This window comes from Mesorhizobium sp. M7A.F.Ca.US.002.01.1.1 (assembly GCF_004022955.1).
GTDB lineage: Bacteria > Pseudomonadota > Alphaproteobacteria > Rhizobiales > Rhizobiaceae > Mesorhizobium > Mesorhizobium ciceri.
Genome location: NZ_RZQE01000078.1, coordinates 1 through 17,754 on the forward strand (window position 1 = coordinate 1; position 17,754 = coordinate 17,754).

General features: G+C 60.6%; 14 protein-coding genes. 7 read left to right on the top strand and 7 right to left on the bottom strand.

Features of this window, described 5'->3' with window-relative positions:
- From EN932_RS10935 to EN932_RS10960, 6 genes are all read right to left on the bottom strand, one after another.
- Positions 1 to 969: Wzz/FepE/Etk N-terminal domain-containing protein (locus tag EN932_RS10935; RefSeq protein ID WP_245483269.1), on the bottom strand; the 969-nt coding region annotated here is incomplete at its 3' end.
- Between the two features lies 1 nt (position 970).
- Complete coding sequence (asnB, locus tag EN932_RS10940) at positions 971 to 2,968, bottom strand: asparagine synthase (glutamine-hydrolyzing) (RefSeq protein ID WP_127367988.1); 1,998 nt, start codon at positions 2,966 to 2,968, stop codon at positions 971 to 973.
- Positions 2,969 to 4,228 (bottom strand): O-antigen ligase family protein, encoded by a 1,260-nt coding sequence (locus EN932_RS10945; RefSeq protein ID WP_127367989.1) that lies wholly within the window; start codon positions 4,226 to 4,228, stop codon positions 2,969 to 2,971.
- Positions 4,225 to 5,433, bottom strand: coding sequence for a glycosyltransferase family 4 protein (locus EN932_RS10950; RefSeq protein ID WP_063167495.1), 1,209 nt, complete (start codon positions 5,431 to 5,433; stop codon positions 4,225 to 4,227). Before EN932_RS10950 ends, EN932_RS10945 begins: the two co-directional genes overlap by 4 nt.
- 416 nt (positions 5,434 to 5,849) lie before the next feature.
- Positions 5,850 to 7,619 (bottom strand): calcium-binding protein, encoded by a 1,770-nt coding sequence (locus EN932_RS10955; protein WP_027163958.1) that lies wholly within the window; start codon positions 7,617 to 7,619, stop codon positions 5,850 to 5,852.
- Between the two features lie 327 nt (positions 7,620 to 7,946).
- Complete coding sequence (locus EN932_RS10960) at positions 7,947 to 8,930, bottom strand: ATP-grasp fold amidoligase family protein (RefSeq protein ID WP_164753421.1); 984 nt, start codon at positions 8,928 to 8,930, stop codon at positions 7,947 to 7,949.
- Between the two features lie 713 nt (positions 8,931 to 9,643).
- Between EN932_RS10960 and EN932_RS10965 the strand changes: the two genes are divergently transcribed.
- Both EN932_RS10965 and EN932_RS10970 read left to right on the top strand, forming a co-directional pair.
- Positions 9,644 to 11,395 carry a type I secretion system permease/ATPase gene (locus EN932_RS10965; protein ID WP_024502439.1) on the top strand — a complete coding sequence of 584 codons (1,752 nt, stop codon included), beginning with the start codon at positions 9,644 to 9,646 and terminating at the stop codon, positions 11,393 to 11,395.
- Entirely contained in the window at positions 11,388 to 12,764 is a 1,377-nt protein-coding gene (locus tag EN932_RS10970) for an HlyD family type I secretion periplasmic adaptor subunit (protein ID WP_127367990.1), read from the top strand. Before EN932_RS10965 ends, EN932_RS10970 begins: the two co-directional genes overlap by 8 nt.
- A 175-nt stretch (positions 12,765 to 12,939) precedes the next feature.
- On the opposite strand, the gene EN932_RS10975 is transcribed toward EN932_RS10970, so the two are convergent.
- Entirely contained in the window at positions 12,940 to 13,890 is a 951-nt protein-coding gene (locus EN932_RS10975) for a LysR family transcriptional regulator (protein WP_013533101.1), read from the bottom strand.
- A 93-nt stretch (positions 13,891 to 13,983) separates the two neighbouring features.
- Between EN932_RS10975 and EN932_RS10980 the strand changes: the two genes are divergently transcribed.
- From EN932_RS10980 to EN932_RS11000, 5 genes are all read left to right on the top strand, one after another.
- A complete protein-coding gene (locus tag EN932_RS10980; RefSeq protein ID WP_063167498.1) occupies positions 13,984 to 14,889 on the top strand; it encodes a dioxygenase in 906 nt (301 codons plus the stop codon).
- Positions 14,890 to 14,892: 3 nt separating this feature from the next.
- Positions 14,893 to 15,852 (top strand): VOC family protein, encoded by a 960-nt coding sequence (locus tag EN932_RS10985; protein WP_064995004.1) that lies wholly within the window; start codon positions 14,893 to 14,895, stop codon positions 15,850 to 15,852.
- On the top strand, positions 15,849 to 16,508 hold the full coding sequence (locus EN932_RS10990) for a dienelactone hydrolase family protein (RefSeq protein ID WP_064995005.1): 660 nt from the start codon (positions 15,849 to 15,851) through the stop codon (positions 16,506 to 16,508). The genes EN932_RS10985 and EN932_RS10990 overlap by 4 nt, the downstream gene beginning before the upstream one ends.
- On the top strand, positions 16,505 to 17,569 hold the full coding sequence (locus EN932_RS10995) for a maleylacetate reductase (RefSeq protein WP_127367992.1): 1,065 nt from the start codon (positions 16,505 to 16,507) through the stop codon (positions 17,567 to 17,569). Before EN932_RS10990 ends, EN932_RS10995 begins: the two co-directional genes overlap by 4 nt.
- A 27-nt stretch (positions 17,570 to 17,596) precedes the next feature.
- The coding region (locus EN932_RS11000; protein WP_128368828.1) for a twin-arginine translocation signal domain-containing protein at positions 17,597 to 17,754 on the top strand (158 nt) is incomplete at its 3' end.

A 17,754-nucleotide genomic window follows, 5' to 3' on the forward strand; every position in this document is an offset into this window, starting at 1 on the left:
GACGAAAGAAGCCCCCTGCGCTCGAAGCTCCTGAACATGTCGCAGCCGAGTTTCCACAGCGGCGAGATCTGCGTTTGACATCGACAATTGCTGGCTGAGGTCGGCCCGTTCCCTGGCTGCATTGTCCGCCGAGCCTTGGTCGATGGCTCCGTGGCTCAACCGATATTTCTCAAGGCGGTCGGCCGCTGCCTGCAGATCGTTTTGCAGCCTGGGCAGGCTGGTGGTGATCGCATCGAGTTCTTGCTGGTCGGATGCCTGCCTTCTCCTTATCAGATTGTCGACATAGACCTGAGCGAATGTGTTGGCCACGAGCGCCGCCCGCGCGGGACTGTCATCGGCGAAAGCGACGGAGACTACTCTCGATCGCAGCTCCTGCCCGACCCGCATTCCTTGCCGCAAGGCTCTCAATTCGGAGGCATCCTCGGCTTGTGAATCGCTGATTGTTTTGTCCGCTCCTGGCCACAGTCGGTCCAGTAGACCACCGGCAAGCGAGCGTGTCCTCGGGGGAGGGATGGCAGACGGCTCAAGCCGGGAATTCCCGCTAGCGGAATTGTCCTGTCCGGTTTCAGCCGCACCTGTCTTGCGCAGTGCCGCCATGACGCGGCGCAGATGGTCTTGCGACGATAGCATCGTGATGTGGTCATCTATGCTTGAATCGACGAGGTCCTGCGAAGACGGGGCGCCGACGGGCAGTGAACCGCGCGATGGGGCGTCGATGATAAGCTGAGTAGTTGCTTCGTAGAGAACCGGGCGAAGACTTCCAAGCAACCCCGCCAGCAGCCCGCCCAACACAGCGAAGGCAACAATAGACCATTTTCGCCTTGCCAGAATCACGAAGAGTTGGCGCGACGCGGTGGGCGGCTCGACATATTCGCGCAATGACCGCACGTGCACTCTGCCTTCGAGAACCGGTGCTGGTGGTTGATTGATCCGTGGCAGCTGGATCGGGCTGATTGCGGAACCTACCATTTTATACTCCTGCCAGATCGGGTTCATGAATTGGGCCGGTTTGCTGTGCTTGCCGGTTGGCTTGGCTCCGCCAGGCCTGGAACATCAACGCGGACCACAATTCGCGCGAGCGGTTCTGGCCATCAATGTGATCGCGCCAGCAGGCGTCGATCTTCGCAGCGTCCAATACGTCACTGCTTTCTGCTCGCATGTCGGCGAGAAGATCGCTGGCCCAGTTGCGCAGCGGACCCCGCAGCCATGCTGCGATAGGGACATCGAAGCCCTGTTTCGGACGCTCGATCAGGTGCTGCGGGAGATACCGGCGTAGCAATCGACGAAGGATCCATTTGCCGGCGCCATCACGAACTTTCATGTTGGATGGCAGCCGCCAGGAGAATTCGACAACGCGGTGGTCGAGCAGAGGACACCGGCCCTCAAGGCTGTTGGCCATGGTGGCACGGTCCAGCTTCACCAAGATATCGCCGGGCAAGTATCCCTCCATGTCATCGCACAGAAGACGGGAGAGCAGGTCGTCAAGCGGCGGACCGCCGTAGCCGTAGATTGGTTCGGTGGGCCGCTGACGTCCCAGGTTTTCAGCCTGTGGCCGCGCCAGCCGCTGAAACAATTCGTCTTCATTCGATGCCGTGAGCAGCCGGGCGAGACGTTCCATCCGGTCGCTCCGGATAAAATGCCTCGCGCTCGCAGAGAGTGGCAGTTTGCCGATGACATCGTCGCGTCCGGCGCGTGCGAAAAAACCTGCCCCTGCCGCCAAGGTTCGGCGCAGGTGTCGGGGCAGACGCAGGTGTCGTTTCAACCGCTCCGCCATGAAGTGGCGGCCGTATCCTGCGAAGCATTCGTCACCGCCGTCGCCCGACAGCGCTACGGTGACGTGCTGACGAGCGAGCCTGGCAACGAGCAAGGTCGGTATCTGCGATTCATCGGCGAAGGGTTCATCCCAGACCTGCGGCAACTCGGGAATGACGTCACGTGCGGCGCTGGGCGAGAGGTGAAGTTCGGAGTGGTCGGTACCCAGATGACGGGCAACAGCCGCTGCGTATGGAGCTTCATCAAAGCCGCCCTCTGCGAACGAGATCGTGAAACTGCGAACCGGCTTGCAGGATTGAGCCTGCATCAGGGCGATCACGGCTGAGCTGTCGATCCCGCCCGACAGGAAGCCGCCCAGAGGGACGTCGGCGATCATGCGTTCCCGCACGGCCAGCCGAAGCCGGTTGTCCAGTTCGTCAACCAGATCGTCGTCGGTGCCGGTAGCGGGGTTCCGTCGCCCATCGGCTGCAACGTCAGCCAGTGACCACCAGCGGTGAACGCGTTGCGAAAGACGGTCCGCGCTGCGGTCTTCGGCATAATTCGCCGCGGTGACGGAAAGGACGGAACCAGGCGGCAGTTTGAACACGCCTCGCCAGATACAGAGATGGTCCGGCACCCATCCCGTTGAAAGCATTGCCGCCGCGGCATCAAGATCAAGGTCGGGAGAAAAGCCCGGAAAGGTGTTGATCGCCTTCAGCTCAGAGGCGAAAACCAATGCGTCTCGGGTCGAAGCAACATAGAGGGGCTTTTTGCCCATCCTGTCACGGGCCAGATGCAGGCTTCTTGTCTTCAGATCCCACAATGCGAACACGAACATTCCGGCAAAGCGTGTGAGGGCGGTCTCAAGCCCCCAATGCTCGATTGCGCTGAGCATCACTTCGGTGTCGCTGGCACCTTGAAAGGTTTGGCCCGCACCCTCGAGTTCGCAACGCAAATCGCGAAAATTGTATATCTCACCGTTGAAGGTGATCACGTACCGGCCGCTGGCAGAATGCATCGGCTGGTGCCCGGCGGCTGACAGGTCGACAATTGCCAATCGCCTGTGGCCCAATGCGATTCCAGCCTCGCGATCGGCCCAGAGCCCTTCGCCATCCGGGCCCCGGTGACGCAGCGATGCGGTCATCCGCCCGATCGCTTGGAGCGGCTTTATGTCTGTGGCATCGGAAGCCAATAGAATTCCGGCGATCCCACACATTTAGGGCACCCTGGGCTCGGCAAGTTGCCGCCGAAGTGCGGTCGGATTTCCGGCAACGAGGCAGAAAGCCAGCGAAAACCACACGATCGGATGGCGGATGATCAGGTGAGGCATGCTGAAGATTATCGTCGACGCACCGAGCACCAGCAGCGCGTCGAAGCCCGCTCGCCAGGCAACCGACATTGCGGCTCCCACGATCCAGACCAATGCCATCACCGCAAGCAATCCGCCCTGCAGGTAAAGGTCAAGAACGGTATTATGGGCCTCGAAAGGTCGCTGCAGAAATTGACGGTCGGCGACGGGCGGGCGCTCGAGGTGAGGCCCAGGGCCCAATCCCAGCGACCCGGATTTCAACCCCGTTTCCACCGCGTCCTGCCACAGATAGAGCCGGAGTTCGAACGTTTCGAGTGTCGCTTCCCCACCCTGGTCCTTGGTAAGGCTCTTGGCAAAATGGGCGACGCTGGCCTCTTCGGTGAGCGCGTAGGGCGTCATCGCCAGCGCTAAAGGCAAGGAACCCGCCAACAGCACAATTGCTGACAAGCGGGGCAGGCTGGCGCGACCGCTTGTTGCGATCCATGCACGAAGCCGCAATCCGAGAAAGACGAGGCAGCTCAGGATACTGGTGTAGAGATAGGTGTCGCTCTTCGTCAGCCGGCCGACATAAAAGGTCAGGATCAGGCTGGAGAATGCGAGCAAACGGCGCCATGGGTTACGGGTGGTCGTGGCAAGGTGCAAAGCCAGGGGGCCAAAAAGCGCGCAATAGAGCGCAAGTTGGTTCGGGTTCTCGGACCAGCCACGGAATCTGTCCCAGAACCAGGGGTCGACGCCGGGCTGGTGGGCTACCCCAAATGCCAATCCCAGCTGAATTACGAAGCTTCCATTGGCGATGGCGATCACCCACCAGGCACTGCGGCGAAGGTGACGATCGGCGTCGGGCTCCGCGGCCGCCAGGCATGTGAAGCCGGCCAGCAGCATGTAGGCCATCAGGTCATGTACCAGCCCGGTCAAGTAAAGGACGGTGGTCAGGTAGCCGACGATCGTGCCGATTCCCAAAGCCAGCGACAAGATCAGCCAGAAGCTCGCCAGTTGGACAAAAGCGGGTGTGACCTGGAGACGACCCCCGGCGAATATTCGTCCAATCGCCAGAACGATCCAGATCGCGATGAACAATTCGCCATAGCCGAGCGGCAATCCCGGAACGGCCAGTTGCGTCGCGTAGGACATCGCAACTCCCAGGGCGAGCAAGGCGTCCCGGATCATTGACGTGCTCCGCCCCGGTGATCTGCGAGGCTGCCCTCAAGTGCGACAGCAGGGAGCGGTCGCGGAAGCCCCGCGCGGAGTGTGTTTTCGTACAGGTCGCAGTACTGATCGACCACCAACGGCAGGGCAAATCGCTCCCGCACAAGTTCAGCGGAACGGACGCCCATTGCCTTTGCCCCAGCGCGGTCGGACAGCAAGTCTATTGTTCGCGAGGCAAGGGCATCGGCGTCATGCGGTGCAACCAGGTAGCCATTCCACCCGTCTTCGACGACGTCTCTGCAGCCTGGCATCCTGGAAGCCACGATTGGCAGTCCCGAAAGCCCCGCTTCCAGCAACACACGCGGTACTCCTTCGCGATACTGGGTGGGAAAGGCGAATACATCGGCCATGCCAAGGAGATCAGCGACATCGCGTCGTGGACCCAAGGCCAGCACATGAGATGCGTGCCGGTCGATCTCGGACTTGTCGATTGCGAATGAGCCTTCGGATTCTCGCGGGCCGACAAGCACAAATCGTGCTGCTGGTCTTTCGGCCACGACGCGAGGAACCGCCTCGAGGAGGGTTCCCACACCCTTCTGACGGGTCAAGCGGCCGACAAAGATCACCACTTCGGCGGACTGGAGGCCGAGTTCCCTACGCATCTTCGTTGCCGAGGACCCGAGATGGCGCACCGTTGCGAACGCATCGACATCGATTCCGGAACTGCGTATCAGTCGCGAGCTTCCGCGACCGGTCAGCCGAAAGCGCTCGAAGAACAGTTGGTCATCACGATTTTGGAAAACGGTCGCCGCCGTCCACGAAGACGCGAGCCATTGCAGCGCGCAATAGACCGGACGCAGGGCCAAAGCGCGAGGCGCCAGAGATGAGAACGTCCAGCCCAGCCCGTTGATGGTGCGAATAACCGGAACTGTTCCCCGCATGGAAAGGGGCGTCAACAGATTTGGCTTGGTGTCGAAACTCTGGATGATGTCGGGCCGAAGCTCCCGCATCAATCGGCGCATCGTTCCGAGAGCACGCCATTCCCCGCCGCCAGATGCAAACCGGTCGAAGGAAAACCTGTGATGCGAAATGTCATGCCTTAAAAACGGTACGGGAGAACCGCTCGAGACCGCCGTAACGCGAAAGCCTTTCTCTCGCAGCGCGATGAGGAAGGGAACTCTCAAGGCGTGATCCTCGCCTCCCACGCAGACCAGATGTGGGTTCATCTGCCTCTCCCCAGCGCACACGGCGGGCAATCGAGTAACTGACGCTCTCGATGCTGCCACGGCCCGGTTTCATCACCTATGAGCGCATCCCGCCCGAGTGCACGCTATGGGGAGGCCGGGTTCCTGTCCTCGTCCGTTTGAATGACACCATGATGTTTGGAAAGGGGTAGGACCAGTGAGGCGAGATTCCCTCGCAGTGGGGAGCGCTAATGTCCCTCCTGCCTTGCCGATGCAGTCTCACCGGGACGCCCCCACGGCATTGCCTGAAGTGGGCACGATGAGTGGCTGGAGTAAGGCGTGGCGGACCTGAACTCCGCGGCTCGCTGATGGGCGCGAAGTTCGGACGCTCGGCCCAAACGACTGTCGGCGAGGCCCCAAGACCTCGCCGACCTTTTAAGGCATTCGTCGCTGGAGCGTCAGGTGACCAGGAAAGACGATGCGGTAATCGACAGATGCGGAGAGAGGCTCGCGAAATGGATCTGGTTTGCGCCTCCGACGCCGTCGCTGTCGAAAGAAAGAGCTCCGGTCGAACTGTTGTAGATAATGTGATCGGAACTGTCATGCGCCGCTTTGCCGGCAAAGAAAGCGTCCGACGAGAGGCCCCCCTGATCGAGACCGGCAAAGATGGAATGGTCGAGGTGGATCTTGTCCTGGGCTTTGTTGAAATCAGTGATCGTGTCGACGTTTCCAGAACCAAGGGCGGTACTGAACACGAAGGCATCTCTGCCCCCGTGCCCGGTCAGCGTATCGGCCCCGCCGCCACCGTCGATCTTGTTGTTACCGGCATTGCCGTGAATGGTCTGTCCGAATTCGTTGCCGGTCAGATTGATGGCGGCCTTGCCGGACGTCTTGGTGGTTGCGAGTTGCTCGATGTGCGAGCCAGCCGAAAGAGCGAAGCTCACCGAGGCAAGAACCTTGTCGAGGCCGCTTCCTCTCTGCTCCACCACCTTGTCGTGGGCATTGTCGACGTAATAGGTGTCATTGCCGCCATAGCCGGTCATCTTGTCGGCGCCACCGCCGCCATTGATCTTGTTGGCACCGCCATTTCCATAAATGGCTTGACCGAATTCGTTGCCGGTCAGGTTGATGGACGCCCTGCCACCCGAATTGGCGGTGGAGAGCTGCTCGACATGTGATCCCGCCGTAAGAGCGTAACTCACCGAGGCCGCGACCTTGTCGAAGCCCCCGTTTGGCGCTTCCATGACCTTGTCATGAGCATTGTTGACGAGATATTTGTCATTGCCCCTGGTTGCGTGGAAAACGTCTGCGCCGCGCGTGCCATGGAAGACATGATCGCTGCCCGACGGGGCCGGCGCGGTGGGAGCAGGGGTGCCGACGTGAGTAGGAGGTGTGGTCGGTGTGCCGACCGGATCACTGACCGGGGGCGTGACAGGATCACTAACCGGGGGCGAGACCGGGGCATGGGTGCCCTCGAGATTGTGCTGGAGGAAAAAGGCTTTCAGTTCCGAGGCGCTTTCAAGCGCGGTGTCGCCATTCTGCGTTCCCCATTTATAGGTATAGTCAAAGGCCGGCGACGGAACCAGTGCGGCCCAACGATCAATCATGGCCTGCTCCTGGGCAGCGGTGGGCATGACAAACTTGCCGCCAGCGCTGGTTTCCCAGTTGCCACCACCGAACGCCTGGTAAAGCGGGACGATCTTGTCAATCGGGATGCCTGCTTCACCGGCAGCCGCAACCATCTTGTCGATATGGGTGTAGTCGGGAGCCGAAGTGTTGTTGATGGGGTAATAGCCGATACCGTAGAAATCGATGCCCGTATTCGCCGGATTGTAAGCGGCGTGGGCCGGGTCGTTCGGGTTCATGTAGCTCGGGGAGCCATCCGTGCCCAAGTTCATCATCGTGATGAAGGTCTTGGCGCCGGGAACATGAGAATGAATCCAGTCGGATTCCGCCTTTAGGTTTGCAGCGGTTGCGTAGCTGCCCCACTTGCCTGTCGGATCAGGCTCGTCGCTAAGGTAAAACCCGAACACATTTGGATTACCTATGAAGGGAGTGACTTTATCAATGAAAGACGAAGTTACTCCGTCGTGCTCACCGAGATAAACCAAGCCTTTCATGCCATCCGGCAAGGCATTGACTTGCGAAACGTACTGAACATCAGCCAGATTGAATCCGGCGGTTGCGATCTCGGCGGCTGATCCACCGGACGCGTAGTGGAGTGTCATCCAAAAATCCTTTGGTTGATTCGGTTATGCCCCACGTCTGCTTAGTTGACGGCGCATATTAGGCCCAAATCAAATACGACACCCGCTGGATAGAATCTTTGATCGCCGACAGGATTGCTGCACAGCAGGAGATGTTCCGCTTCGGGTCAACCGAAGTCTTTTAAAACAGTGCCGCAACAACAACATAAGCCCCTCTCATCCGGCTCATTGTTGAGCCGCGTGATTGGGAAATATCCGCCTTTCCCGACCGGGTTATCCCCAACTAGGGGAAAGCCAATTGGGGTGCCTCGGCACATGAACCGAGGCTTGCGCTGACGCCCTCGCGGCTCACCCGCCAACTTGACGGTCGAAAGATCGTGCCGCTTGCGGCGTGAAGCGGCCACCTATCGCTGCTTTAGGAGCACTTTCTGCTTTGATCCTATTTAAAAAATCGATGGCCCAACTCTCGTTTGAAATATGATCCGATCCAGCGCATGGAGAAAAAGTCATCTCTCCAAAATATATGTCACCATTAATGCTGTACAAATCGACCCTGACAAACTCAACATCCCTAGATATCGTTTCCGCGATCTCGATCATTTTTTCGAGATTTTCCGGCCTTTCTACGTTTTCTGGCAGGTCATAACCATACATGACATCAATCTGCTTAAAATCCGGAAGAGAAAAGACAGCCCTTTTATGATCAACAAATCTACCGACGTCGACCTGAAGATAAATTGCCTTGCCGCGAACGCAAAAGAATTTGTAGTCACTTAATTCACCACCAGTAGAAATGTTGTCTTCGACAATTAATTTCTTTTCCATTTTATAATATTGTGTCTCTCGCCCAATATTGAAGTACGACCTCTTAGAGAAATTTAAGAACTCCTCTATGGTTTTCCTATTGAGCGGTTTGTCGAGGAATATAATTTTTCCAGAGGAATGGGTCGGCTTCATCACGAAATGACGTCCGAGGAAAGGCTGGATCCAAAGTAAAATGTCATCTGCCGTCGTATTTCTATCTATCTTGAATACAGAGATCGTCTTTGGGATTTTAAGGCCTGCGATTCCACTAGCTATGTATTTAGCATAATGCTTATCAACGCAAATCTTCTCCAGGTATCCCCATCTATTTCGTATCATTCTGTCAAATATAAAATCATTTATCGTAGCCGATTGACTGGAAACCCGTCTTGGGAACCTGTTGTTCCCGTTAAAGAATCCCGCTGCTGCTATGGGGTAGTTCAGAACGTAGAAATTCGGGGTTATCAAGCTGACCCTATATATCGTTTCCCAGACAGCTCTTCTTAATTTCCGATACTTCTTTTCCACGCAACACCCCACTACGCGGATAACGCACGGCTAACGCGGCGTCCGCTCTGATAACGACGATGGCGAAGGCGCGATCCGCCTCCTTGGGCAGGTTGACAGCCGTCACAGATGGGGCCGGTCGAACCCGTCGGCCAGCGCCCCGAGGTGAACGAGCCCTCCAGTCGCCATCCCTGCGCATGCGTTAAACCACAATACGTCAGGCTCGATCACCGTCCTCCTCCGTTTGAATGACGATCCGGCGTGCCGGCCTGACGGTCGTCAATTTGCCGCCTCTGAAAGTCTGGGAGACTGATGGTCTGCTCGAGTGATTGGTGTATCGGGACGAGATCAAATACAGAATACAGAATGACAAAAGGTTTGATTGATCTAAGTTGTTGCTCCGCATCAGGTATTTTGTGTCAACGACCGTGGCGTCTTTGAAAGTGTGTGGAAGCAAGGACATAAGCCCCTTTTGCGTGTTCCATTCTGGACTGCGTTACTAGCGTGAATTGCCGTTTTTTGGGGGAGTTATCCCCAGCCTGTGCACGCTGCAGGTCGCGTTTCGTTGGTCCTGCGCCACGAATCCGCTGCATTTTCCTCAAAGTCGACGTATGTAAGCAGAGCGTAATAAGGGGGGCGACGGATAGCGGCTGCTATGCGCACCAAGAAAGGTTTGAGCCATCACAATTTACGGAAGTAACGGCGCGGCAGTGTCGCGCGAACGACCGCTGGTCATGAAAACATCGGGGGCCGGTTCTCCCGAGCTGCGTTCCGCCATTCTCGCCTGCATGCCTGGGCTGCTTGGCGTGGCGCTGTTCTCGGCAGTGATAAACATTCTCGCCCTGACCGGTTCGGTCTATATGTTGCAGATCTACGATCGCGTTCTGCCGTCGCAGAGCGTTCCAACCCTGGTGGGGTTCACGATCGGCATGCTGGGCTTGTATGCGGTCTACGGGCTCCTGGATTTCGTGCGGCTTCGCGTGCTGGTCCGCATCGGCAGTCTTCTCTATAGAAATTTGCAGGAAAAGGTGTTCTCCATCTCCCTGTCCTTGCCGCTCAAGGCAGGACGTGATGCGGGCCGCTTGCAGCCTTTGCACGATCTTGACCGACTGCGCGGCTTTCTTTCCGGAACGGGACCGACGGTCATCTTCGACGCTCCGTGGATCCCTTTTTATCTGGTGATCATTTATTTGCTCCATCCTTTGCTCGGCTTGTTGGCAACCGTCGGCGCGATCGCCGTGGTCCTCCTGACGGCAGTTGCGGAAGTCTTTAGCCGTGGTCCGGCCGCGCGCGCCTCCGAAGACTTGTCGTCGCAACGGGCGCTTGCCGACTCCGCCCGGCGCAACGCCGAGGTTGTTCATGCAATGGGGCTTTCTGGTCGACTGGCTCGACGCTGGAGCGACGTCAGCCGCGCATATCTTGGTCAGCAGGAGCGCCTCTCGGATGTCGTCGGTGGCGCCAGTTCCTTCTCGAAGGCGCTTCGCATGGGTCTGCAATCCGGCGTTCTGGGGCTCGGTGCCTACCTGGTCATCGGCGGTGAAGCTTCTCCTGGGGTGATTATCGCATCTTCCATATTGCTCGGCCGGGCCTTGGCCCCAGTTGACGCGGCGATTGCAAACTGGAGAGGTTTTCTATCGACCCGGCGCAGCTATAGCGAGCTGGCAGCTGTCATGGCTGCATTTGGCAGTCAGGACGATCCGATGGAATTGCCTCGTCCACAGGCACGATTTGCCGTCGAGCAACTGACAGTCGCGCCGCCCGGCCTGACAAGACCGACCGTTGTAAATGTAAGTTTCCACCTGTCGAGGGGGGCTGGAATGGCCGTCGTCGGCCCGAGCGGCTCCGGCAAGACGACGCTGGCCCGTTCGTTGGTCGGGGTGTGGAAGCCGCTCCATGGCTCGGTGAGATTGGACGGCGCCTCTCTCGATCAATGGAACTCGGAACATCTCGGCGCCCATATCGGCTACATGCCGCAGGATGTGGAGTTGTTTGACGGCACGGTAGCAGACAACATTTCGAGGTTCCGAGGCAAGACGGATCCAAAAGGCGTCCTTGCGGCGGCAAGAGCCGCCGGCGTCGAGAAAATGATCATGCAACTCCCTCAGGGATTTCAGACCCGCATCGGGGAGGGGGGAGCAGCCCTGTCGGCAGGGCAGAGGCAACTCGTGGGTCTCGCCCGAGCACTTTATGGCGAGCCGTTCCTTGTCGTGCTCGACGAACCGAACTCGAACCTCGACGTGGATGGGGACGCTGCCCTGGCCGGCGCCATACGGGCAGTGCGTCAGCGCGGGGGCATCGTCATTGTCGTTGCGCATCGTCCCTCGGCACTCGCCAACATCGATCAGGTGCTGGTTATGTCGAACGGGACGGTTCATGCCTTTGGCTCGCGCGAGGAGGTCTTGGCGAACGTGCTCCGACCTTCACCGCCTGTTTCACCTCGGCCATCTTCTTTGGCGCCGATACCGGGGGTTGCCGGGCATGCATGAGGCTCTGCTCGAAACATTCGTCACCTTCTCGTCCTATGCTCGGACCCTTCGTGGCAGCAAAGGGCCTGCCGTGAGCTCGCCAGATCTGCCGGACGGTATTCGGGCCAACCTGATATTCGGCTTGGTGATTACAGGTCTGCTGGTCCTTGGCGGCGGCCTGTGGCTGGGATTGACCAAGATCGCCGGCGCCGTGGTTGCACCGGCCACCGTGGTGGTAGAAAGCAACGTCAAGAAGGTCCAGCATCAAACCGGAGGCACAGTGGGCGGAATCTTCGCGCAGGACGGAGATCATGTACGAGCCGGCGACGTGCTGGTCAGGCTGGATGACACGCTGACACGCGCGAACCTGCAAATCATCAGCGAGGATCTCGATCGCGCGACCGTTCGCCTCGCCCGGCTGGAGGCCGAGCGCACGGGCTTGGCGGAAATGCAGCTGCCGGTCGACCTGAAGGCGCGAATGAACCAACCGGAGCTGGCGGCGCTCGTCAACGGCGAACGCGCTCTCTTTGAAACGCGCGCTTCGGCTTTGGCTGGACAGAAGGCGCAGTTGAGAAGCCAATCCCAGCAACTTGAACGTCAGATCGACGGTCTTAAAGCGCAACAGAGCGCGGTGGATGAATCGGTTGCCCTGCTGAGCAAGGATTTCGCCGACGTTGATTCCCTCTACGCCAAAAAACTCGTCTCCAAGGAGAGGGTAAGCAACATCAAGTTGGATGCCACCCGGGCCAGGGGAGAATCGGGGCGCCTCGCTGCAGCAGTAGCTGAAGCCCAGGCGCGCATCAGCGAAACGGGGTTGCAGATGCTGCAGCTGGATGACCAAAGGCGCACCGACGTGACGACCGAACTCCGCGAGACGGAAGCCAAGCAGACCGAACTCAACGAACGGAGGATTGTGGCGCAGGATGAACTGACCAAGACAACGATCCGCGCGCCACAGTCCGGAACGATACAGGAATCGGCTGTCCATACCGTCGGCGGCGTTATCGCGCCTGGCGAGATGCTTATGACCATCGTACCTGATACCGACGATCTTGTGGTGGACGCGCTGATCCCTCCGTCGCGGGTCGACGATGTCCGGCCTGGGCAGCCGGTGTCGATCCGTTTTCCGGCGTTCGACGTGGGAACCACTCCGGTCTGCCAAGGGTCAGTGAAACACATCTCGGCAGATCTGATTAAAGACCCGCAACGTCAGCTTTCCTATTTTTCGGCGCGTATCAAGGTTGAAAGCAAATCAAGCTGCCTGACCGAAGCGAAGGTGCTGAGGCCAGGTATGCCCGCCGAGGTTCATATCCGCACCGACGAACGCAATGTCTGGTCTTATCTGTTGAAACCCTTTGCGGATCAGATGTCCAAAGCGTTTACGCAGTGATGGCGAGGTGGAGGAGGGCGTGACCAATAGGATATCGGGATTTCTGGCGGCCCGACGGCTTTTGGGGGCGGGCGGCCGTCGAGCCTAACCGGCGACGCGGGGATGAAGCGCCTCCGGCTGGAGGAAACATGCGCGTTGTGTGACGCTACCGCATCATTCGAATAGCGAGGCTGGTTTACCGTCCCCAGACAACGGCATTCTCATGCCGTTTGATGATGTGCTTCAGGTTTTCGAAGGCGGTCGTGACGTGGCCGGCGAAGCGCTCTGCCGCCGGTGAGCGTGGTCCGCTGACCCGGCGAAGGATACCGAGTGAGCGGCTGGGCTGCGGGATTTCGTAGGGCAGCACCGTAACCCGGCTCTCCTTGCGCTGCGCGAAGACTACGGAGAATGGCAGCACGGCCAACGCATCGGTTTCGGCAAGGAAGTTGATCACGCTCATCAGCGAGCCTCCCGAATAGCGGATGTTCAGGTCCGACATGCCGATGCTCATCAGGATCATCTGCAGGTCCGACATCAGCGGAGAGCCGGGCAGGGGAGCCACCCAGGGAAAGCTGGTCAGGTCATGCGCCCTGAGGCGGCGATTTCGCAGCAGGGGATGATCGGGCCGGCAAGCCACGACATTGCGTCCGGGCAGGATTTCGGTGAATTCGAAGCCGGGACCAAGGTCGAGAACGCCGATCGGCACGATGCCGAGGTCGATCTGGTTGCTGTCCAGCGCCGCGACCATCTCGGGCAGGTTCATATAGCTCTGCTGAACGGTGACCTCGGGTTCGAGCTTCTGGAATTCTCCGATCATCCGGCTGATCATCGCGTCCATGAAGAACGGCACGCCGCCGACACGGACGACACCTTTGGTGCCTTTCATGAAGCCCTGCACCGCATCCGACGCCTTGCGCGACGCGGTGATGATCGTGCGGCCCTGCGCCGCCAGCTGGAAGCCGAGCGGCGTCGCCTGCAGCGGCCGGCGGCCCTTGAGGAACAGCGGCTCACCCACCCGCGCCTCCAGCATGGCCAGGGATCGGCTGACCGCCGGCTGGGTCAAGCCCAGCATGGCGGCTCCTTCCGACACGCCGCCGGCATCCAGCACCGCGGCGAGCTGCATGAGGTGGCGCTCGTTCAGCTTCATAGCAAAACGCTATACAAGGGACGTCACATCTCATCAAGCATCGCGTCGGGCCGTGCTATCCCGCTTGGCAAGGGGAAGGGAGGCCCCGGCGGAATGCACGGCCAGCACGACCCGAAGCGGGATGAGTCCCCCAAGGCGATATCGACGCAGGCCGAGGAATTCTCGCGGCGCCTGACGGCAATGGGCCAGTCCCGCTTGGCGGCGGCGGCGCAGGCAGCCGTGGATGGTTTGCACGCGCTGATCGTGGAGTTGCGGCCCTCCGGCGAGGAATTCCGCCAGGCGATCGATTTTCTGACCGAGGTTGGCCACTACGCCGATGCGCGGCGCCAGGAATGGGTGCTGTTCGCCGACGTCCTGGGCGTGTCTTCGCTGATCGAGGATCAGAACAGCCCGCGCCCCGCCGGAGCGACACCAAACACCCTGGCCGGGCCCTTCTACCGGGCCGACGTGCCGGAGATGCCACCCGGCGCGAACATCTCGCGCGATCACAAGGGCGAGCCGCTGGAGGTCGCGGGCCGCATCGTCGCGCTCGACGGCGCGGGGGTCGGCGATGCGACGGTCGAGATCTGGCAGGCCAATGCCGAGGGTCTCTACGAGAACCAGGAACCCGACCGCCAGCCGGAATTCAATCTGCGCGGACGCTTCCGTACCGATCCGCAGGGACGGTTCCGCTTTACGACGGTGAAGCCGAAGGGCTACACGCTGCCGTCGGACGGACCGGTCGGTCAATTGATGTCAGCGCTGGGCCTTGGCCTCGAGCGGCCGGCCCATATCCATTTTCGCGTCTCGGCGGAGGGCTTCGAGACGCTGACGACCCACATCTTCGACCGGTCGGACCCTGCGATCGGCCGGGATGCCATCTTCGGGGTCAAACCCGAACTCATGGCCGAGTTCCGCGCGCTGCCGCCCAATGGAGGAAAACGCAAGCACGCGCTCGACCTCAACCTCGTGCTCTGCCCGCAGCGGCGGAGCGATACCGAAACCTCTGGGAGGAGATGACCGATGGCACGTATCAGCGGCTACCACCATTTGACGCTCTCGACCGACAGCGCTCAGGAAGATTTTGATTTCTATACCAAGGCGCTCGGCCTGCATTCGGTGAAGCGCACCGTCTTGTTCGACGGCGTCATCCCGGTCTACCACCTCTATTACGGCTCGCCCAATGGCGATGCGTCGACGATCATCACCACCTTCCCGTTCCGCAAGCCGGGCGTCTATGGCCGCCGCGGGTCCAATCAGTCGCGCACCATCATGCAGTCGATCCCCAAGGGCGCCGCGGATTTCTGGGTCGACCGGTTGAATGCGCGCGGCATCGAGGCCATCAAGATCACCCGTTTTGGCGCCGACCGTGCGGCTTTCGCACATCCCTGCGGCATCCCGCATGAGCTGGTGGAAAGCGACAGGGATCCCCGCGCGCCCATCACCAACGAGGCGCAGGGCATCGGCAAGGCCCACGGCATCAAGGGAATCTACGGCGCCGTGGTGGCGGTGATGGACCGCACCGCCATGGACGACTTCCTGACCATCGCATTGCCGATGGAGAAAGAGGCCGACGACCACGAGGGGCTCGTGTTCCGCGTGCCGGATGCGGCCGGCGTCGCACAGCGCGTGGAGGTCATTGTCGACCGCGACAGCCCGCAGGGCACCTGGACTCTGGCGGGAGGCACGATCCACCACCTCGCCCTCAACACCGGCGACGAAGAGAACCAGTTGAAGCTGCGCGCTCATATCGAGGGCCTCGGCTTCACGGACATATCGGAGCAGAAGGACCGCAACTACTTCAAGTCCTGTTATGTCCGCTCGCCCGGCGGCGCGCTGTTCGAAATTGCCTGGACCACGCCGGAAGGTTGGGCCAAGGACGAGCCTCCGGGCCAGATCGGCAAGACGCTGGTCTTCCCGCCTTGGTTCAAGGACCGCGAGAGCGAATTGCAGGCCGGCCTGGAACAGGCGGATTTCGCGTGAGTTCAGGCAGCGGTCCGCTCCGGCTTGGGCCAAGAGGCCCCGAGGCTAAGGCGATTTGCGTCTTCGTCCACGGCCGCGGCCAATCGCCCGAAGAGATGCAGTCCCATGTGCTGTCGCGGCTTTCCGCGTCGGCCGTGGCCTTCATCCTGCCGCGCGCGCCGCACGGCATGTGGTGGGAGGCGCGTGCCGTCGACCCGTTGACGCCGGTCGCCCGCGCACAGCTCTCTGACGCGCTCGACCACCTTGCGGCCGCAATGGTTGCGGCGCGTGCCGAACTGCCCGGACTGCCGCTGCTTCTCGCGGGCTTCTCGCAAGGGGCGTGTCTCTCGATCGAATATCTCTGTGCGGGGCTGCCGCCGCCGGACGCTTTGGCGGCCTTCACGGGCTGCCGTGTCGGCGTTCCGGCGGACGAAAGATCCGAGGCGGCGCCGGCCGGAATGCCGATCTATCTTTCCGGTGGTGATGCCGATCCCTGGATACCGGTCTCGGCGTTTGCCGATGCCGCGCAATCGCTGGGCCGGATTGGCGCGAGCCTGCGGGCCGATCTGTTCCCGGGCCGCGGCCATGAGGTCTCGGACGCCGAGATTGCCATGCTGGGCACTATCCTCGACGACCTCGCGGCCGGGCGTGGCCCGCGCATGGAGGCGGCGCGATGATGGACAGCTTCACCTTTCCGGGCCTGACGACACGGGTGGTCTTCGGTGCCGGCACCATGGCTCGCGTCGAGGACGAAGTCCGGCGGCTCGGCCATGAAAAGGTGATGGTGCTTTCGACGCCGCATCAGAAGGGCGATGCGGAAAGGCTGGCCGCAAGCCTTGGTGGCCTCGCCGCCGGGATTTTTGCCGGCGCGGTCATGCATACCCCTGTCGAGGTCACGGAAAAGGCCATCGATACCTTCCGCCGCAGCGGCGCTTCGGTGGTCGTAAGCCTCGGCGGCGGCTCGACCACCGGGCTCGGCAAGGCCATTGCCGTGCGCACGGGCGCCGACCAGGTGGTCGTTCCCACCACATATGCCGGCTCGGAAATGACCGACATACTCGGCGAGACGGCAGCCGGCGAGAAGACCACCCGCCGCTCGCCGGACATTCGCCCAGAGACGGTGATCTACGACGTCGATCTGACACTGAGCCTGCCGGTAAATCTCACCGTAACCTCGGCGATGAACGCGATCGCTCATGCGATGGAAGCCTTGTATGCCCCCGACCGCAATCCGGTCATCGTGCTGATGTGCAAGGATGCCATGGTTGCCTTCCGGGAAGGCATTCCAAGATTGATCGGCAATCCGCAGGATCGCGCGGCGCGGACGCAGGCGCTCTATGCGGCGTGGTGCTGCTCGACCGCGTTAGGCTATGTCTCGATGGCACTGCACCACAAGCTGGCGCATGTCTTCGGCGGCTCGTTCGACACGCCGCACGCCGAAACCCACGCCATCCTGCTGCCCTACACGACCGCCTTCAACGAAGCGGCGGTGCCCGATCTGCTGCGCCCGATCGCTGAGGCATTCGGTGGTGGTTCGGCGGGCGGTGGGCTCTGGGATTTCGCACAGTCGGTCGGCTCTCCGCTGAGCCTGAAGGCGATCGGCATCGAGGAGGCCGATCTCGACCGCGCGGCGGCAATCGCGGTGAAGAATGCCTATGCGAATCCAAGGCCGATTGATCCGGGATCGATAAGGGAACTCCTTCAGGCGGCGTGGGAGGGACGCCGTCCGGGGGACTGAGAACAAAACGAAAGGGAGGAACCAAACATGATCACAAGACGCAGCCTACTGAAAGCCTCGGCGGCGACAGGCCTGGCGCTCGCCGGTTCGCGTCTGGCGACGCCGGCCATCGCGCAAGGCGCCAAGATCCGCCTGGGCTATGTTTCGCCGCAGACGGGGCCGCTCGCCGGCTTCGCGGAAAGCGA